Raw genomic sequence first — 15,980 nt, 5'->3', positions numbered from 1 at the left:
GGCGATGCTTGCCGGATCGACCGGCAAGCACATCGCCAAGGCGGGCCGGCTCGGGAGCGGCCCAGCGCTCGGCCCGAAATGCGTCAAAGAAGCTCACGCCAGAGGAAGACGAAGTTCGAACACAAAGCTGCTGCCCTGCCCCGCCGTGCTCTGCACCAGGATCTGGCTGCCCATCAGCCGCACGAGCTGCTGGCTGATGGACAGCCCGAGGCCCGTGCCGCCGAGGTGGCGCGAGGCATCGGACACCTGCTCGAAGGCCTGGAAGAGCCGCGCCTGCTGGGCCGGTGTCATGCCGATGCCGGTGTCGCTGACCTCGAAGCGCAGCCGCGTGTGCCTGGCATCGAGCTCGACGACGCGCGCGTCGAGCTGCACGCTGCCGCTGTCGGTGAACTTGACGGCGTTGGACAGCAGGTTGAGCAGCACCTGGCGCAGGCGCTGGCCGTCGGCGATGACCTGGGTCGGCAGGCGGGCGTCGATGTCCAGCCAGAAGGCCAGGCCCTTCTGCTCGGCGCGCAGGCGCACGCTGTCGCAGGCCATGTCGATGAGGGCGCGCAGGTCCACGGACCCGGCTTTCAGCGAGACCTTGCCGGCCTCGATGCTGGCCATGTCCAGCACGTCGTTGATGAGCTCCAGCAGATGCAGGCCGGAGTCACGCATCAACTGCAGCTTGGCCTGCTGGCCGGCGGGAATGGCGGCATCCATCTGCATCAGCTGCGTGAAGCCCAGGATGGCATTCAGCGGCGTGCGGAACTCGTGGCTCATGGTCGCCAGGAAACGGCCCTTGGCCTGGTTGGCGCTTTCGGCGCGCAGCTTGGCCTCGCTGAGTTCGGCGGTGCGCTCGTTGACGAGTTCTTCGAGGTGGTCGCGGTGGCGGGTCAACTCGGCCTCGGCCTGGCGGCGCAGCGAGATGTCGCTGACCATGCCCTCGATGCGACGCTGGCCGCTCTCGCCCTCAACCCAGTGCGCGTTCAGCTCGACCCACAACGGCCGGCCACCCGCGCCGCGGAGCTGCAGTTGGCATTGCTGGATCTTGCCCTGCTCGTTCATGACGGCGGCGACGCGCTGCATCTCATGCCGGTCAATGCCGGACAGCTCGCGCAGCCGCCGCCCCACGGGGCTTTGCGAACCCAGGCCCAGCATCTGCGTGAAGGCGCGGTTCATGCTGAGCACGCGGCCATCGGCGTCGGCCTGGAAGACGCCCTCGGTCGCGTTCTCGAACAGGCTGCGGTAGCGCGCCTCGCTGGCGCGCAGGCCTTCGGAGCTGAGCTGCACCTGGTCAGCCGCGCTGCGCAGCTTCAGGCTCATGGCGTTGAAGCGCATCGTCAGCTCGCCGATCTCGTCGCCGCGCTCCACGGTCTCCTGCGCACCGAGGTCGCCCTTGGCAACGCGCTGGGCCAGGGCGCCCAGCTTCAGCACCGGCCGGCGCACCAGCCATTGCACGAGCAGGGAGCTGGCGATGACGATGCCGATGACGACGACGGCCAGCAGCTCGACGACGAAGAGGCGGGTGCGGCTGATCTGCTCGTCGATGAGATCACGCGTAACGGTGAGAACGGCCGAGGCGACCTGGGTGCCGGCCGTGTCAGCCGCGGGCTGGTAGGTGATGGCGAACTCGCGTCGCAGCGGCCCCACGGCCGGGGTGTCGCGGCCGCGCCGCGCCTGGCCGCCGCGCAGGCCCAGGCCCTTGAGCTCGATGGCATGCACCTCGGGGTCGGCCATGACGGCGTCGAGCAGGTTCTCGATGGCGACATGGTCTAGGTTCCAGATCGGGCCCGCGAAACCGCGCTCGATGAGGCCAGCCATGCGCGCCTCGCGCTGGCGCAGGCCGGCCATCAGCTCGGCCTCTTCGTGTGTCGTCCAGTACCAGCCCACCGCCAGCACCAGCAGGCTCGCAACCAGCGCAATGCCGGCCGTCAGGCGCGTCTGTATGCCGATGCTGATCGGTGCCAACGCCATCCCTTCTCCCCCGGTGCAGCCTTGTCAGGCCATGCGGCGAGCATAAATGCTGTGGCGCCGCGAATTTGCTGCCCGCTCAGCTCTTGGCCGCCGCCTTCTTGGCTGCCACCTTCTTGGCAGCAGGCGCCTTGGCAGCGCGCGGCTCGAACTCGAAGATGACCTTGCCTTCCTTCTTGTCATAGGCCAGGAAGGCCTTGAACTTGCGGCGCGTCTTGTTGGAGACGAAGTTTTCCAGCAGGTCGGTCTTGCCGTTGGCCAGCAGCTTGTGCACCTGGGCCGGCTCGATGGGCTGGGTCAGGATGACCTTGCCGGTCTTGAAGTCGCAGGTGACGGTGGCACCGACCGAATGCTCACAGACGTAGTTGGCGCCGTGCTCGTAGACGTGGCCCTTGCACTTGGGGCAGGCCCCGAGCGAGTTCTGGCCGGAGAAGTCCACCGGTTCGCCATCGCCCTCGGCCTTCTTGGCGTCCTCGCCGAAGTCGAATTCCAGCTTCCAGTTCTGGATCTCGTCGTCATACACCAGCGCCAGCTCGGCCGTGAAGGGCCAGCCCGCCTTGGAGCGGAAGCCTTCCAGCGGGCCGATCTTCTTGTTCGCCAGGAAGGTCTCGACCTCGTTCAACTCGAAGCTGCGCCCACCCGGGATTTTGCCGATGGAGAAGCCGCAGGCGTCCTCACCCGTGCCGCTCTTGCCGGTGCAGGTGAAGCGGCGATAGTTCTCTTTCACGATGCCGCCGCACTTGGGGCAGGGCGTCTTCAGCGTCGCATAGTCGCCGGGGATGGTGTCGCGGTCATAGCCCTTGGCCTTGGCGACCATCTTCTCGGTCATGGTCGCGATCTCGGCCATGAAGACCTCGCGCTTGAGGCGCCCCTTCTCCATCTCGGCCAGCTTGTATTCCCAGTCGCCGGTCAGTTCGGGCTTGGTCAGGTCCTCCACGTCCAGGCCGCGCAGCAGCGTCATCAGCTGGAAGGCCTTGGCGGTCGGGATCAGCTCGCGGCCCTCGCGCAGCATGTACTTCTCGCTGATCAGGCCTTCGATGGTGGCCGCGCGCGTGGCTGGCGTGCCCAGGCCCTTCTCGGCCATGGCCTCGCGCAGCTCGTCGTCGTCGATGAGCTTGCCAGCGCCTTCCATGGCGGACAGCAGCGTCGCTTCGGTGTAGCGCGCCGGCGGCTTGGTCTGCAGCGCCTTCACGTCCACGCTCTCGGTGCGCACGACTTCGTTCGGCTGCACCGGCACGAGGTTGGCGTCTTCATCGTCCACGTCCTTGCCGTAGACGGCCAGCCAGCCCGGCTTGACCAGCACCTTGCCGTTGGTCTGGAAATGGTGCTTGTTGTCGATTTTCGAGATACGCGTCGTGACCAGGAACTCGGCCGGCGGGAAGAACACCGCCAGGAAGCGCTTGACGACCATGTCGTAGAGCTTGGCCTCGATCTCGGTCAAGGCCTTGGGGGCCTGCAGCGTCGGGATGATGGCGAAGTGATCCGACACCTTGGCGTTGTCGAAGACCTTCTTGGTGGGCTTGATATAGCCCTCCTTCAGCGACGTGGCGGCATGCTGGGACAGCGCGGCCAGCGGGCCGGGCAGGTCCTCGGTGGCCAGCATCTTGGCCGTGTCCTTGGCCACGGCCACGTAGTCCTCGGGCAGGAAGCGCGAGTCCGTCCGCGGGTAGGTCAGCACCTTGTGCTTCTCGTACAGCGCCTGGGCGATGGACAGCGTCGTCTTGGCCGAGAAGCCGAAGCGCGAATTGGCCTCGCGCTGCAGCGTCGTCAGGTCGTAGAGGCCGCCGCAGCTCGTGGTGCTGGGCTTGCTTTCCTCGGTGACGACGGCGGGCTTGCCGAGCATCGCCTTGGCGATCTCGTCGGCCTCTCCTTGAGTCCAGAGCCGGTCGGCCCGGCGCTCCAGGTCGTCGTTCTTCTTCCACGCGGGGTCGAACCACTTGCCTTCGTACTGGCCGGCCTGGGCGTCGAAGTTGGCGCGCAGCTCCCAGTAGTCGCGGGCGACGTGCTTGCGGATCTTTTCCTCGCGCTCGACGACGACCGACAGCGTCGGCGTCTGCACGCGGCCCACCGTGGTCAGGAAGAAGCCGCCGTCGCGCGAGTTGAAGGCCGTCATGGCCCGCGTGCCGTTGATGCCCACCAGCCAGTCGGCCTCGGAGCGGCAGCGCGCGGCGTCGGCCAGCGGCAGCATCTGCGCGTCGCTGCGCAGCTTCTCGAAGCCCTCGCGGATGGCGGCGGGCGTCATGGACTGCAGCCACAGCCGCTCGATGGGCTTGTTGAGCTTGCCCTTGGCCGGCTGGGCGTACTGCTCGATGAGGCGGAAGATCAGCTCACCCTCGCGGCCCGCGTCGCAGGCGTTGATCAGCGCCGTCACGTCCTTGCGGCGGATCAGCTTGGCCAGCGCGTTGAGCCGGCCCTTGTTCTTGTCGATCGGGTTGAGGTCGAAATGCGGCGGGATGACGGGGAGGTTGTTGAAGCTCCACTTGCCGCGCTTGACGTCGAACTCCTCGGGCGCCGCGATCTCCACCAGGTGGCCGACGGCCGAGCTGACGACGTACCGCTCGTTCTCGAAGTGGTCGTCGTGCTTGTCGAACTTGCCAGCCACGGGTGTCAGCGCGCGGACGATGTCCTGCGCGACGGAGGGCTTCTCGGCAATGATCAGAGTCTTGCTCATCGGTCTTTCAATCAGTTGTCAGTTCGTCTTCCCGGGCCGAGCGCCGGGCCGTTCCCAAGCCGGCCCGCCGGGCGATGTGCACGCGGCTCGAAGCCGCGTGTATCGCCGTCCCCTCGGGGGATCGGCCAAGGTAGTCCTTGGACGAGGGGTCTCATTCTTGCTGCCTACAATCCGGGCCTCGCGCGCACGCCTACGCACACGCGCACCCATGAAATCACCGTACCACAGCGCCGATGACCGCCAAATCCCCGCGTCCTGCCCCGCGCCGCAAGATCGAAGTCCGTGATTCCGGCGTGCATGGCCGGGGGGTTTATGCAGCAGCTCCCATCGCCGCCGGTGCGCGCATCATCGAGTACACCGGCGAGCGCATCACCTGGGAGCAGGCGGTTGACCGCCATCCGCACGACCCGGCCCAGCCCAACCACACCTTCTACTTCCACCTCGACGGCGGCCTCGTCATCGATGCGCTGTATGGCGGCAATGACGCGCGCTGGATCAACCACGCCTGCGAGCCCAACTGCGAAGCCGACGAGGTCGATGGCCGCGTCTTCATCCAGGCGCTGCGCGATCTGGAGCCCGGCGAGGAGCTGTTCTATGACTACGGCCTGGTGCTGGACGACCGCCACACGGCCAAAGTCAAGAAACAGTTCGCCTGCTGGTGCGGCGCGCTGACCTGCCGCGGCACCATGCTCGCCCCCAAAACCCGCAAGTCGGGGCGCTGACCTGATGGAACGGCGCCACCTCGCCGAATGCGGCTCGACCAACACCGAGGCGCTGGCGCATCTGCGTGAGGGCGGCAAGGCGCTGCTGGTTTCGGCCTCGCGCCAGACCGCGGGTCGTGGGCGCCTGGGCCGGGCCTGGCTGACTGAACAGGGGGGGGATGACGCCGCGCTGACTTTCTCCATCGCCTTGCCACTGCCGGCCGCGCTTGACCTGAGCGGCCTGTCCCTCGCCGTGGGTTGCACGGTGGCCGATGCGCTGGACCCGGCGGGCCGGCACATCCAGCTCAAATGGCCCAACGACCTCTTCCTGGATGGCGCCAAGCTCGGCGGCATCCTCATCGAGACCGTGCCGTTGCCGGTGGACCAGCGCGGCGTCGTCATCGGCATCGGCCTCAACCTGCGGCCCTTGCCCGAAGGCGCCGACCGCACCGCCTTTGCCAGCGGCCACGCGGCGCTGCAGACGCTGGACCCGGCCGCCACCACGCATGCCACGCTGGACCGCCTGGCTCCTGCGCTGCGTGGCATGCTGGCTGATTTTGAAACTCTGGGCTTTGCGCCCTGGCAGGCGGCATTCGCGCGCCGCGACCTCGCCGGCGGCCAGCGTGTGCGCGTCGGCGAGCAGGCCGGCACCGCACGCGGCGTCAGCGAGCGTGGTGAACTGCTGCTGGAAACCGCCGCTGGCCTGCTGCCGATCAGCGGAGGCGAACTGAGTCTCAGATTGGAGAAATCGCTGTGATGCGCGTGGTCGTGCTGGTACTGCTGGCGGTGAACGCCCTCTTCCTTATCTGGTCGCGAGGCTGGCTGGACACCGTCACGGGCCTGCCGGCCGAGGGCGGCCGCGAGCCGCAGCGCGTCAAGGCCCAGCAGCATCCCGAACGCATCCAGCCCCTGGCCGCCAGTGCGGCCGCCGTCGCCGCCCAGCGCAGCTGCCTGGAACTGGGCCCGCTCGACGGCGATGCGGCCCTCGCCGCCGCCCAGGCCGCCTTGAAGGCTGCCGGTGCTGAGGCCCAGGTGCGCAGCAGCGAGCAGCCGGGCGTGTGGGTGGTGGCGACCATCAAGCTCGCCGACCCCGAGTTCCGCGCCCGCAAGGAAGCCACCTACAAGCAGCTGCGCATCAACTTCGAACCGCTGGACGGCCTGCCCGCCGAGCAACCGGCCTTCGTGCTCAGCAAGCACCCCAGCCAGGCCGAAGCGAACGCCCAGGCCGAGAACTTCGACAAACGCGGCCTCAAGGGCCTGCGCGTGCTGACGCTGAAGGCGCCGCTGGCTCGCCACAGCCTGGTCATCAATCAGGCCGACGGCCTGCTCGCGGCCCGGCTCAAGGCGTCCAAGGACGCGGCCCTGGCCGTCGGTTTCAAGGCCTGCAGTGCGGCGCCCGCCGCAGCCGCATCAGCGGCCAGCAGCTGAGCGTCGCAGCGCCGACGCCGCCAGCAACAGACCAGCCAGCCAGGCCGCGCTAGCTGCGCCGCCGCCGCCACCACCCGACGAGCCGCTCGACGAAGACGCTGCCGCGACGCTGATCGTCGCCGACTGGCTGTAGACGACACCGGCGTTGTCGGTCAGGTCGGCGCGCACCGTGAAGCTGCCGGCCGCCGTCGGCGTGATCGTCGCCGCGGCCGTGCTGGCGCCGGAGGCAAAGGCCGTCACGATGCCGCCGCCATCGACCAGCACCCAGGCCGTGGAGGCGACCGAGCGGTCCCCGGGCAGGCCGGTGGCCGTGACGGTCAGTGTCAGCGTCTGGCCAGCGGTCAGGCCGCTCGCCGGGCTTGGCGTGATGGTCACCGTCGTGCCGTTCAGCGCCTGGGTCGCGGCCACGGCCGCAGCGGCGTCCACCATGCCGGCGCCGCAGGTGCTGGTCGTGCAGTAGCACTCGTCCTGCGCCGTGGCACTGGGTGCCTTGCATTGCGGCGGGTTGCCATCCGCGGCGCTGCCGCCCCCGCTTGTCGGGAAGGGGCGCGCCGTGCTCTTGAGGATCTGCGTTGCCTCGGCCGAGGTCAGACCCGGACGCACGGAGGCCATCAGCCCGACGATGCCACTGACGATGGGTGCCGAGAAGCTCGTGCCCACCGAGGCGCCGCTGCCGGTGTAGGTGTCTGCGCCCGCCACTGGCGTCGTCGTGCCCGAGTTGGTCGTGCTGACCATGGGATAGAGGCAGGCTTGGTTGGTCAGCGTGTTGATGCAGTTGCCGCCCGGCGCGGCGATGGTCACCTCCGTACCGAGGCTGGAGAAGCCGACCTTGGTGCCGACATGACGCAGCGCCGCCACCGTGATGACGCCGGGGCAGTTGCCCGGCAGGCCGACGGCCTGGCCTTCGGAATTGCCGGCCGCGACGACGATGGTGGCACCGGCCGCGTTGACCTGGCTGATGACGTCACGGTAGAGAGCGCCCGTGCCCGTGGTGCCACAGGTCCCGCTGCCGCCCAGGCTCATATTGAGCACCTTGGCCTTGTTCGCATTGGCCGGCAAGCCCGGCACGGCAATGCCGGCAGCCCACTTCATGCCAGCCATGATGTCGCTGTCATAACCGCCGCATTTGCCCAGCACACGCACGGGCAGGATCTTCAGGCCCCAGCCGACGCCGGCCATGCCCAAGCCATTGTTGCTGCTGGCGGCGATCAGGCCGGAAACACGGGTGCCGTGCCAGGAGCTGTTGCCGATGTCGCTGCTGTCGCAGCCACTGCCCAGGGCGCCGCCGTTGATATCGGTCTGGCTGACCCAGTCGCCCGGGTCGGACGGGTCGTTGTCAGCACCGCCACCGTCATTGGCGATGGCAATCGACGTCGCTTGCTGGCTGTTGCCGGCGCTGCCGAAGCCGATCATGTCGTAGCCGCTAACGAATTGACCCGACAGGTCGGGGTGATCCAGGCGCACGCCGGTGTCCAGCACGGCGACTATCGTTGTGGCGGTGCCGGTCGTGGTGTCCCACGCTGCCGGCGCATTGATGCTGGAGACAACCTGGCCCGGCGTGGCGCTGGGCTTCTTCAAATACCACTGGTCGATGGTGCGGGCCTGCACACCACCGACGGTCGATTCAGGGTTCACGTCCGCGCCACCGAACAGCGGGTCGTTGGGGAGGCGGGCATGCTTGCGGCGTTGGTCGACGACCACCAGTTCGACCTCGGCATCGGTGGCCAGCTTCTTTGCCAGCGCGGCACCGGTCATGCCCTTGGCGATGACCACATGGGTGCGCTCGTCCAGGCTGATGCCGGCCGCCAGCCGCTGGCCGCTGCGCAGGCCCAGGGCCGTCGCGCGCGTCTGCGCCACCTCGCGCGCCTCGGCCCGGGTGGCCCGCAAGGCCAGGGCCTTCGCGCGCACGCTGTCGGCCTGAGGCTTGAAGCGCACGATGACGCGGGCTTCGGTGTCTGCCGTCTGAGCCAGCACGGGCGCGGCCATCACGGTCAGGGCAGCGATCAGCAGCGGACGCAAGGACTTCATGACGGCGAGCTCGAACGGGCGGGGCGGCCAGTTTAGGCGCGCCCTTGTGAAGCAATCGCAAACAAGTGTGGGGCGCAAGAAAGCAGAAAGGCCAGCCGATCGCGAGATCGACTGGCCTTCATCAAAGCCCCGGCCCGCGTTCAGCGCGGCCAGACTGTGCGAGCGGCTCGTCAGCCGGCGACAACGCGGGCCATTTCGAGGACCTTGTTCGAATAGCCCCACTCGTTGTCGTACCAGGACACCAGCTTGACGAAGGTGCTGTCCAGCGCGATGCCGGCGTCGGCGTCGAAGATGGAGGTGCGGGCGTCACCGCGGAAGTCGGTCGCAACGACCTTGTCCTCGGTGTAGCCCAGCACGCCCTTGAGCGCGCCTTCGCTTTGCGCCTTGAATTCGGCGCAGATCTCTTCGTAGCTGGCGTCCTTCAGCAGCTCGACGGTCAGGTCGACGACCGACACGTCGCTGGTGGGCACGCGAAAGCTCATGCCGGTCAGCTTCTTGTTCAGCTCGGGGATGACCTTGCCGACGGCCTTGGCGGCGCCAGTGCTGCTCGGGATGATGTTCTCGAGGATGCCGCGGCCGCCGCGCCAGTCCTTGTTGCTCGGGCCGTCGACGGTCTTCTGCGTCGCGGTGGTGGCGTGCACGGTGGTCATCAGGCCGCGCTTGATGCCCCACTTGTCGTTCAGCACCTTGGCCAGCGGGGCCAGGCAGTTGGTGGTGCACGACGCGTTGGAGATGATGGCTTCGCCGGCGTACTTGGTGTGGTTGACACCGAAGACGAACATCGGCGTCTCGTCCTTGGAGGGGGCCGAGAAGATGACCTTCTTGGCGCCAGCGGCCAGGTGCTTCTCGCCGCCGGCCTTGTCCAGGAAGATGCCGGTGGCTTCAATGACGATGTCGGCACCGGCCTCGGCCCACTTCAGCTCGGACGGGTCCTTGACCGCGGTCAGGCGGATGCGCTTGCCGTTGACGATCAGGGTGTTGCCGTCCACGGCCACTTCACCGTCGAACTTGCCGTGCACGCTGTCGTACTTGAGCATGTAGGCCAGGTAGTCGGGCTCGAGCAGGTCGTTGATCGCGACGACCTCGATGTCCTTGAAATTCGCCACGGCGGCACGGAACACCATGCGCCCGATGCGGCCGAAGCCATTGATGCCGATCTTGATGGTCATGGAACTGTCTCCAGAGGATGAAAAATTCGGTGCGGGCGCGATTCTCGGCGATTCGCGGTACGGGGTGGTTTCAGGGCGATTTCAGCCCGCCGGCGCTTGGCGCATCGCCGCGCAGATTCAGCGTGCCGCAGGGCACGTCGATCTGCAGCTGGCTACCGAACAAGTCCCGGGCCTGCTGTTCATTCTTGAACGCGAGGTGCAAGCCGGCCAGCCAGGTGAGGAAAGGTAGCTTGTTGGGGTCCGCCGGCTTGCCGACGGTGGCCTCGTTGGGCACGGCGCCACCGTAGATCGTGTAGTCCACCTTGAACGGGCAACCCATTGTCTTGAAGTCGTAGAACGCGCTGAGCTTGGTCGGCTCGCGGGTCATGCCGAGAAACTCGGCCAGCCCGAAGGCTTCGCGCTTGAATCCGTAGCGGGACTGATCGGTGGGGAACATCGTGAACTGTTGCTGGAAGGATTGCGGCCCCTCGCTACCGCTGCGGCAAGGCATGCGGTAGTCGGCCAGGCGCTTTCGTACCGCAGCCTCGAACCGGCTGGACCCGGTGGAATGCAAGATCTTGACTTCGGGCGGCTGGCGACCATCGCCGGTAAAGGTGGCCGCAATGACGACATGCTCGACCTCCAGCCGGCCCAGGCCCCTGAAACCGTCCATGTCATGGCGTGGCATCACGAGGCAGAACGGCGGTTCGCCGGCGGCTCGATCTGGCGGCAGCGGCGTGGCGTCGCGGTCGGTATTGGCAAAGCTGAACTCCTGCACCGCACTGACGACGCCATCCGTCGGCGTCAGGCAAGGCAGGCGCAAGCGCTCGAGATAACGGTGCGCCTCGTCCTGCATGTCCTGCCGAGCCGAGTTGAACAGCACCTCGACCTCGGGAGCCGCATCCGGCTTGTTGAACTTGAGCAGCACCCGCATGGCGCCAAAACCGCGGTCCAGCTTGTCCTGCTGGGGAAAGCGCGGAGGTTTGACGGGCTTGACGAGGCAGGCCAGCGATTGCGCTGGCGACGGCGTACGCACCTCCGTCTGCGCTTGTGCAGCGCAGGCGGCCCAGCCGGTGACGAGGGCGACGAAAAATGGGCGCATCAGATCCTCCCTGATCTTCAGGATGCAGGCGGGTTTGTAGCGCAGGCGGTCGACGAGGCACGCGGGCAGTCACCCGCTTCTGGGACGCCGCCGCAAAGCAACAGGACCGCGAATGCGGCCCTGGCGTCATGCGGCGCGGTAAGCGCATCATTTCTTCTTCAGCACCGCCTTGACGGTCGCGGCCACGTTCTTCGGCGTGCAGCCAAAGTGCTTGAACAGCACACCGGCCGGCGCGGTCTCGTCGAAGGTGTCGATACCAACGACGGCGTCGACACCGTATTACCACCAGAAATCGCTGACTTCAGGTCAAGCCCTTCTCCTGCAAACTGGCCAGCACGGCCGAGAGCTCGCGCTCCACCGCCTGCAGCAGCGGCTCCAGGCCCACCGCTTCGACGCCCTGGCTGCAGGCTTCCTCCAGCGTGGTGGCGGCACGCTGGAGGGCGGGCATGCCCAGGCTGCCCGCGACGCTCTTCAGGTCGTGCGCGCAGCGCAGGGCGGCCTTGCCATCACCGCGCTCACGGGCGGCCCGCAAGCGCACGACGATGTCGCTCTCACGCTCGCGGAACAGCGCCAGCAAGCGCCGATACAGCGCCTCGTCACCCATCAGCGCGGCCAGGCCGGCGCCCATGTCCAGGGCCGCGGGCGGCGCCTGCGGCGCGGGCGCGGGCAGCGCCGGACGCACCCAGCGCGCCAGCGTGGCGAACAGCTCGTCAACGCGGATGGGCTTGGGCACATGGTCGTTCATGCCCGCCTCCAGCGCCTTCTGGCGGTCGCCGGCCATCGCGTTGGCCGTCATCGCGATCACCGGCAGGTCCTGCAGTTCGGGGCGGCGGCGCAGTTCGCGCGTCGCCTCGTAGCCGTCCATCACCGGCATCTGGCAGTCCATCAGCACGGCCTCGAAGCGCTCGCGCGCGAGGATCGCCAGCGCCTCCTGGCCGTCGCCGGCGATGTGCACGACGATGCCGGCGCGATTCAGCAGGTCACGCGCGAGTTCCTGGTTGATGGGGTTGTCCTCGACCAACAGGACGCGCGCGCCGGCCAGCCCGGCCTGGCGCGCCTGCAGCAGTTCGTGGCGCTGCACGTTGCGGCTGAGCCCGGCACGCGGACGGCCCAGCGCATTGGCGCAGGCGTCCAGCAGGCCCGAGGGCGTGACCGGCTTGGCCAGCAGCCCTGCCACCAGCAGCCCGCGTGCGGTGAGCTGGCGTTCGGCCTCGTCGCGGTTGAAGGCAGTCACCATCAGCACCGTCGGCGGAGCGTGCCTGCCGGCGGCCTGCCCCAGCCGTTCCAGGCAGCCGATGCCGTCCAGGACCGGCATGTGCCAGTCCAGCAGCAACAGCCTGAACGGCCGGTCCTCGGCGTCGGCCTGCGCCACGGCCTGCAGTGCCGCAACGCCATCGGCCGCCGTCTCGGCCTCCAGGCCGAAGGCCGTCGCCAGCGTGTGCAGCAGCTCGCGCGCCGCCGGGTGGTCGTCGACGACCAGCATGCGCATGCCGTGCAGTTCGTTGTCCTGCGGCGCTGGCGCCGCCCCGGGCTGCAGGCCCAGGGGCAGGCTGAAGTGGAAGCAGCTGCCGCGCCCGGGCTCGCTGTCCAACCCGATCTCGCCGCCCATGCGCTCCACCAGATGGCGGCAGATCGCCAGGCCGAGCCCCGTGCCGCCGTAGCGCCGGCTGGTCGATGCATCGGCCTGCGTGAAGGGCTGGAACAGGCGCGCGACGGCCTCGGGCGCGAGGCCGATGCCGCTGTCGCGCACCTCGAAGCGCAGCGTCACGCGCTGGCCTTCGCGCGCCGTCTCGGCCACCGCCACCGTGACCTCGCCCTGCTCGGTGAACTTGACCGCGTTGTTGCTCAGGTTCAGCAGGATCTGGCCCAGCCGCGAGGGGTCGCCGACGAGCGCGGTTGGCAGCGTGGGCGACAGCGCGAACAGCAGCTCCAGCCCCTTTTCCTCGGCGCGCATGCCCACCAGCGTGGCGAGCTGGTCCAGCACGTCGCCGAGCTGGAAGGGGATCTCCTCGATCTCCAGCCGGCCGGCTTCGATCTTCGAGAAGTCGAGGATGTCGTTGATGATCCCGAGCAGCGACTCGGCGGCACGGTGCACCTTGTCGACGTAGTTGCGCTGGCGCGCGTCCAGGCCGGTCTGCAGCGCCAGGTAGGACATGCCGAGGATGGCGTTCATCGGCGTGCGGATCTCGTGGCTCATGTTGGCCAGGAACTCGCTCTTGGCCCGCGTGGAGGCCTCGGCGGCGTGCTGGGCGCTGGCCAGCTCTTCGGTGCGCTCGCGCACGCGCTGCTCCAGCCCTTCGGCCACCTCGCGCGCGACGCGGGTGCGCTCGTCGAGCCGCGCCTGGAGCGCGATCTCGAAATGGCGGTGCAACTGGCGCATGCGCAGGCGGTAGGCCAACCACAGCGCCGTCAGCAGCAGCACGGCGACCGCGGCGCGGAAGTACCAGGTGGCATACCACGGCGGCGGAACATGGATCTTGAGCGGCACCGCGCTCTCGCTCCAGTCTCCGCGGGTGCCGCGCGCCTGGACGAGGAAGGTGTAGTCGCCCGGCGGCAGCATCGTGTACGTCGCGTTGCGCCGCGCGCTGTCCGTGTCGTTCCACTTCGTCTCGAACCCTTCGAGCCGGTACCGGTAGCGGGTGTGCGCCGGGTCGACATAGTTCAAGGCGGCGAAGTCGAAGGACGCGATGCTGCGCGGTTCCAGAGCCAGCGCAGAAGCAGACCAGATCGGCTGCTGCAGCGGCGTGCTGCCTGGCAGCACCGACTCGCCGAACAGGCGGAAGTCGGTCAGGAACACCGGCAGCGTGCGCTTGCGGTCGACGACCTGGCCGGGGATGAACGCCACCAGCCCCTTCTGCGAGCCGAAGAACAGCTCCCCGCTCGAACTCCTCGCGGCCACCACGGGGTTCGCGAACCGGTCGGTCAGCAGGCCGTCGGACGCGCGGTAGTTCGTGAAGGTCCCGGTGCGTGGGTCAAAGCGCGACAGCCCGTTTGGCGTGCTGACCCACAGCTGTCCATCGTCGTCTTCCAGGATGCCGAACACGCTGTCCGCGGGAAGGCCGGCGCGCGAGTCGTACGAGGTGAACGTGCCGTCGCGGGGATCGAGCTTGACCAGCCCGCGGAAGGTCCCGGCCCACACCGTCCCGGCGCGGTCGACGTGGACCGCATTGACGCGTTGATGGCCCGGCGGACGCGCGGCGCGGAGTTCCGCATCGAAGACCTTGAAGGTGCTCGTGCGGGGGTCAAAACGGTGCACGCCGTGAGATGACGTCGCCAGCCACAGCACGCCGCTGGCGTCCTCCGCGATCGAGCGGTACTGGACCAGGGTGCCAGGCTGCGGGCTGAAGGTCGAGAACTTTTCAGTCGCCGGCTCCCAGCGGCTCAGGCCGAAGTCCGTGGCGACCCACAAGGTGTTGCCGCGATCAACCCACAGTGCCGTGATGCGGTCGTGGTTCAGCGAGCGCGGGTCCGATGCGACGTGGGTGTACGCCGTGTAGCGCTGCGTGCGGCGATCAAAGCGGATCAGGCCGTTGCCATACGTGCCCAACCAGAGGTCGCCCGCGTGATCCGCAATCGCCCGGACGCCCCGCGCGAACACCGGCAGGTCGATCTGCGTCGCCTGATCGGTCGCGCGGTCGACGCGGTTCAGGCCGCGGTCCGTGCCGATCCACAGCGTCTGGTCGTTCTCGGCGTAGGCGGCGGTCACCGGGCCCTTGCCGAGGCTGCGCGGGTCCGCCTGCTGGTGGCGGTAGGACCGGAAACGCGGACGCTCGGTGTCGAAGCGGTAGACGGCCCCCGCCCTCGTCGTCGACCAGAAGCTCCCGTCGCGGTCCCGGAACAGGCCAACGACGAGGTCGCCGCGCAAGCCGTCGGGGTCGTCGGGGTCGCTCTGGTACCAGAGCGCCTGAGTGCGGTCCGGCGTCAGCTTCACGAGGCCCAGCTTGCTGGTGCCGAGCCAGAGTGCGTGGTCGTCGTCCTCCTGGATCGACAGGACGCCGGAAGAGGCGTTCGGCGCCAGCCCGCCGCCCCGGAACACATAGACGGTGACTTCGCCGCTGGCCACATCGACCGAGGCAAGATCCCCGCCGGAAGACAGGCCAAACCACAGCATGCCCCGGCTATCCAGGAACGGCTTGGATGGGTAGCCCGTGGCGACCAACTTGCGCCCGGAGCCGTTCTGCAGCCTGATGTGTCGCCTGACCTCGCCCGAGCGCCGGTCCAGCACGTAGAGCCCCTCGGAGCTCGTGACCCAGAGCGTGCCGTCGCGCAGCGCCAGCGTGGCGATGACGCGCGTCTCGCCGAGCCCGGGCGTGTGGCGCGGCCGATGGCAGGTCGTCTTCGACGTGACCGGGTCCAGGGCCGTCACGCCGTCGTCCGTCGCGAGCCAGATCAGGCCGTCCGGGTCCTCGCTGATGTCGTGGGTGATCGCCACGGTGCCGCAGGCTTCGTTGGGTGACCGGTACTGTTTGAAGCTGCCGGTCGCAGGGTCGTAGCGGCTGAGCGAATCGTCGGCCCCGATCCACAGCCGGCCCGCGTGGTCCTTGAACAGCGACTGGCCAATGATGAAGCCGACGCTGCTCGCGCGCTGGTCCGCCGGGACCTTCATGAAGTCGTAGCCGTCGTAGCGCCGCAACCCGTCCTCGGCGCTCAGCCACAGGAAGCCGAACTCGTCCTGCACCATCCGCTGGACCGCCACGGACGCAAGGGGCGACGGCAGCGGGTAGAACGGCATTGGCGCGCCGGCGACGAGCGGTACGTCGACGACGCGGATGTCCTGAGCGCAGGCGGCCCTGCAGGTGGCGAGCGCAGCAAGCGCGGTGAACAACGCGACGAAATTGCATAGCCGTGCGCTGATGGCGCGCCAGCCCCTCGAACGCGCACGAAACAAATCGCCAGTCGCCAACGCCAGCCCTCCAGAGCCCCCGGAATCAAGGGCCATTGGATGTCTG

Annotated in this window: 9 protein-coding genes; 3 read left to right on the top strand and 6 right to left on the bottom strand. The window is 68.3% G+C overall.

Going from position 1 to position 15,980, the window contains the following annotated elements:
• Window positions 1–93: 93 nt before the first annotated feature.
• Both ACXJLH_RS03215 and ACXJLH_RS03210 read right to left on the bottom strand, forming a co-directional pair.
• Window positions 94–1,956 carry an ATP-binding protein gene (locus ACXJLH_RS03215; protein ID WP_457442478.1) on the bottom strand — a complete coding sequence of 621 codons (1,863 nt, stop codon included), beginning with the start codon at window positions 1,954–1,956 and terminating at the stop codon, window positions 94–96.
• A 76-nt stretch (window positions 1,957–2,032) separates the two neighbouring features.
• Window positions 2,033–4,624 carry a DNA topoisomerase III gene (locus ACXJLH_RS03210; RefSeq protein ID WP_457442477.1) on the bottom strand — a complete coding sequence of 864 codons (2,592 nt, stop codon included), beginning with the start codon at window positions 4,622–4,624 and terminating at the stop codon, window positions 2,033–2,035.
• Window positions 4,625–4,857: 233 nt separating this feature from the next.
• On the opposite strand from ACXJLH_RS03210, the gene ACXJLH_RS03205 reads away from it, so the two are divergent.
• The 3 genes from ACXJLH_RS03205 to ACXJLH_RS03195 are packed head-to-tail and all read left to right on the top strand — an operon-like array spanning window position 4,858 to window position 6,753.
• A complete protein-coding gene (locus ACXJLH_RS03205; protein ID WP_056199773.1) occupies window positions 4,858–5,346 on the top strand; it encodes an SET domain-containing protein in 489 nt (162 codons plus the stop codon).
• A gap of 4 nt (window positions 5,347–5,350) precedes the next feature.
• Window positions 5,351–6,082 (top strand): biotin--[acetyl-CoA-carboxylase] ligase, encoded by a 732-nt coding sequence (locus ACXJLH_RS03200; protein WP_457442476.1) that lies wholly within the window; start codon window positions 5,351–5,353, stop codon window positions 6,080–6,082.
• Window positions 6,082–6,753, top strand: a complete 672-nt coding sequence (locus tag ACXJLH_RS03195; protein WP_056199777.1) for a hypothetical protein — start codon at window positions 6,082–6,084, stop codon at window positions 6,751–6,753. Before ACXJLH_RS03200 ends, ACXJLH_RS03195 begins: the two co-directional genes overlap by 1 nt.
• Here the strand turns inward: ACXJLH_RS03195 and ACXJLH_RS03190 are convergent.
• From ACXJLH_RS03190 to ACXJLH_RS03175, 4 genes are all read right to left on the bottom strand, one after another.
• Window positions 6,736–8,781 (bottom strand): S8 family peptidase, encoded by a 2,046-nt coding sequence (locus ACXJLH_RS03190; RefSeq protein WP_457442475.1) that lies wholly within the window; start codon window positions 8,779–8,781, stop codon window positions 6,736–6,738. The genes ACXJLH_RS03195 and ACXJLH_RS03190 overlap by 18 nt on opposite strands.
• Window positions 8,782–8,951: 170 nt before the next feature.
• A complete protein-coding gene (gene gap / locus ACXJLH_RS03185; protein ID WP_457442474.1) occupies window positions 8,952–9,950 on the bottom strand; it encodes a type I glyceraldehyde-3-phosphate dehydrogenase in 999 nt (332 codons plus the stop codon).
• Window positions 9,951–10,020: 70 nt separating this feature from the next.
• The gene (locus ACXJLH_RS03180) at window positions 10,021–11,031 is read right to left on the bottom strand and encodes a hypothetical protein (protein WP_457442473.1); all 1,011 of its coding nucleotides are present in this window, start codon (window positions 11,029–11,031) and stop codon (window positions 10,021–10,023) included.
• A gap of 301 nt (window positions 11,032–11,332) precedes the next feature.
• Complete coding sequence (locus ACXJLH_RS03175) at window positions 11,333–15,856, bottom strand: response regulator (protein WP_457442472.1); 4,524 nt, start codon at window positions 15,854–15,856, stop codon at window positions 11,333–11,335.
• Window positions 15,857–15,980 lie beyond the last annotated feature (124 nt).

This window comes from Roseateles sp. P5_E4, from assembly GCF_054049255.1.
The sequence above is the reverse complement of the archived record's forward strand: the minus strand, read 5'-3'. Positions and strand labels throughout refer to the sequence as shown.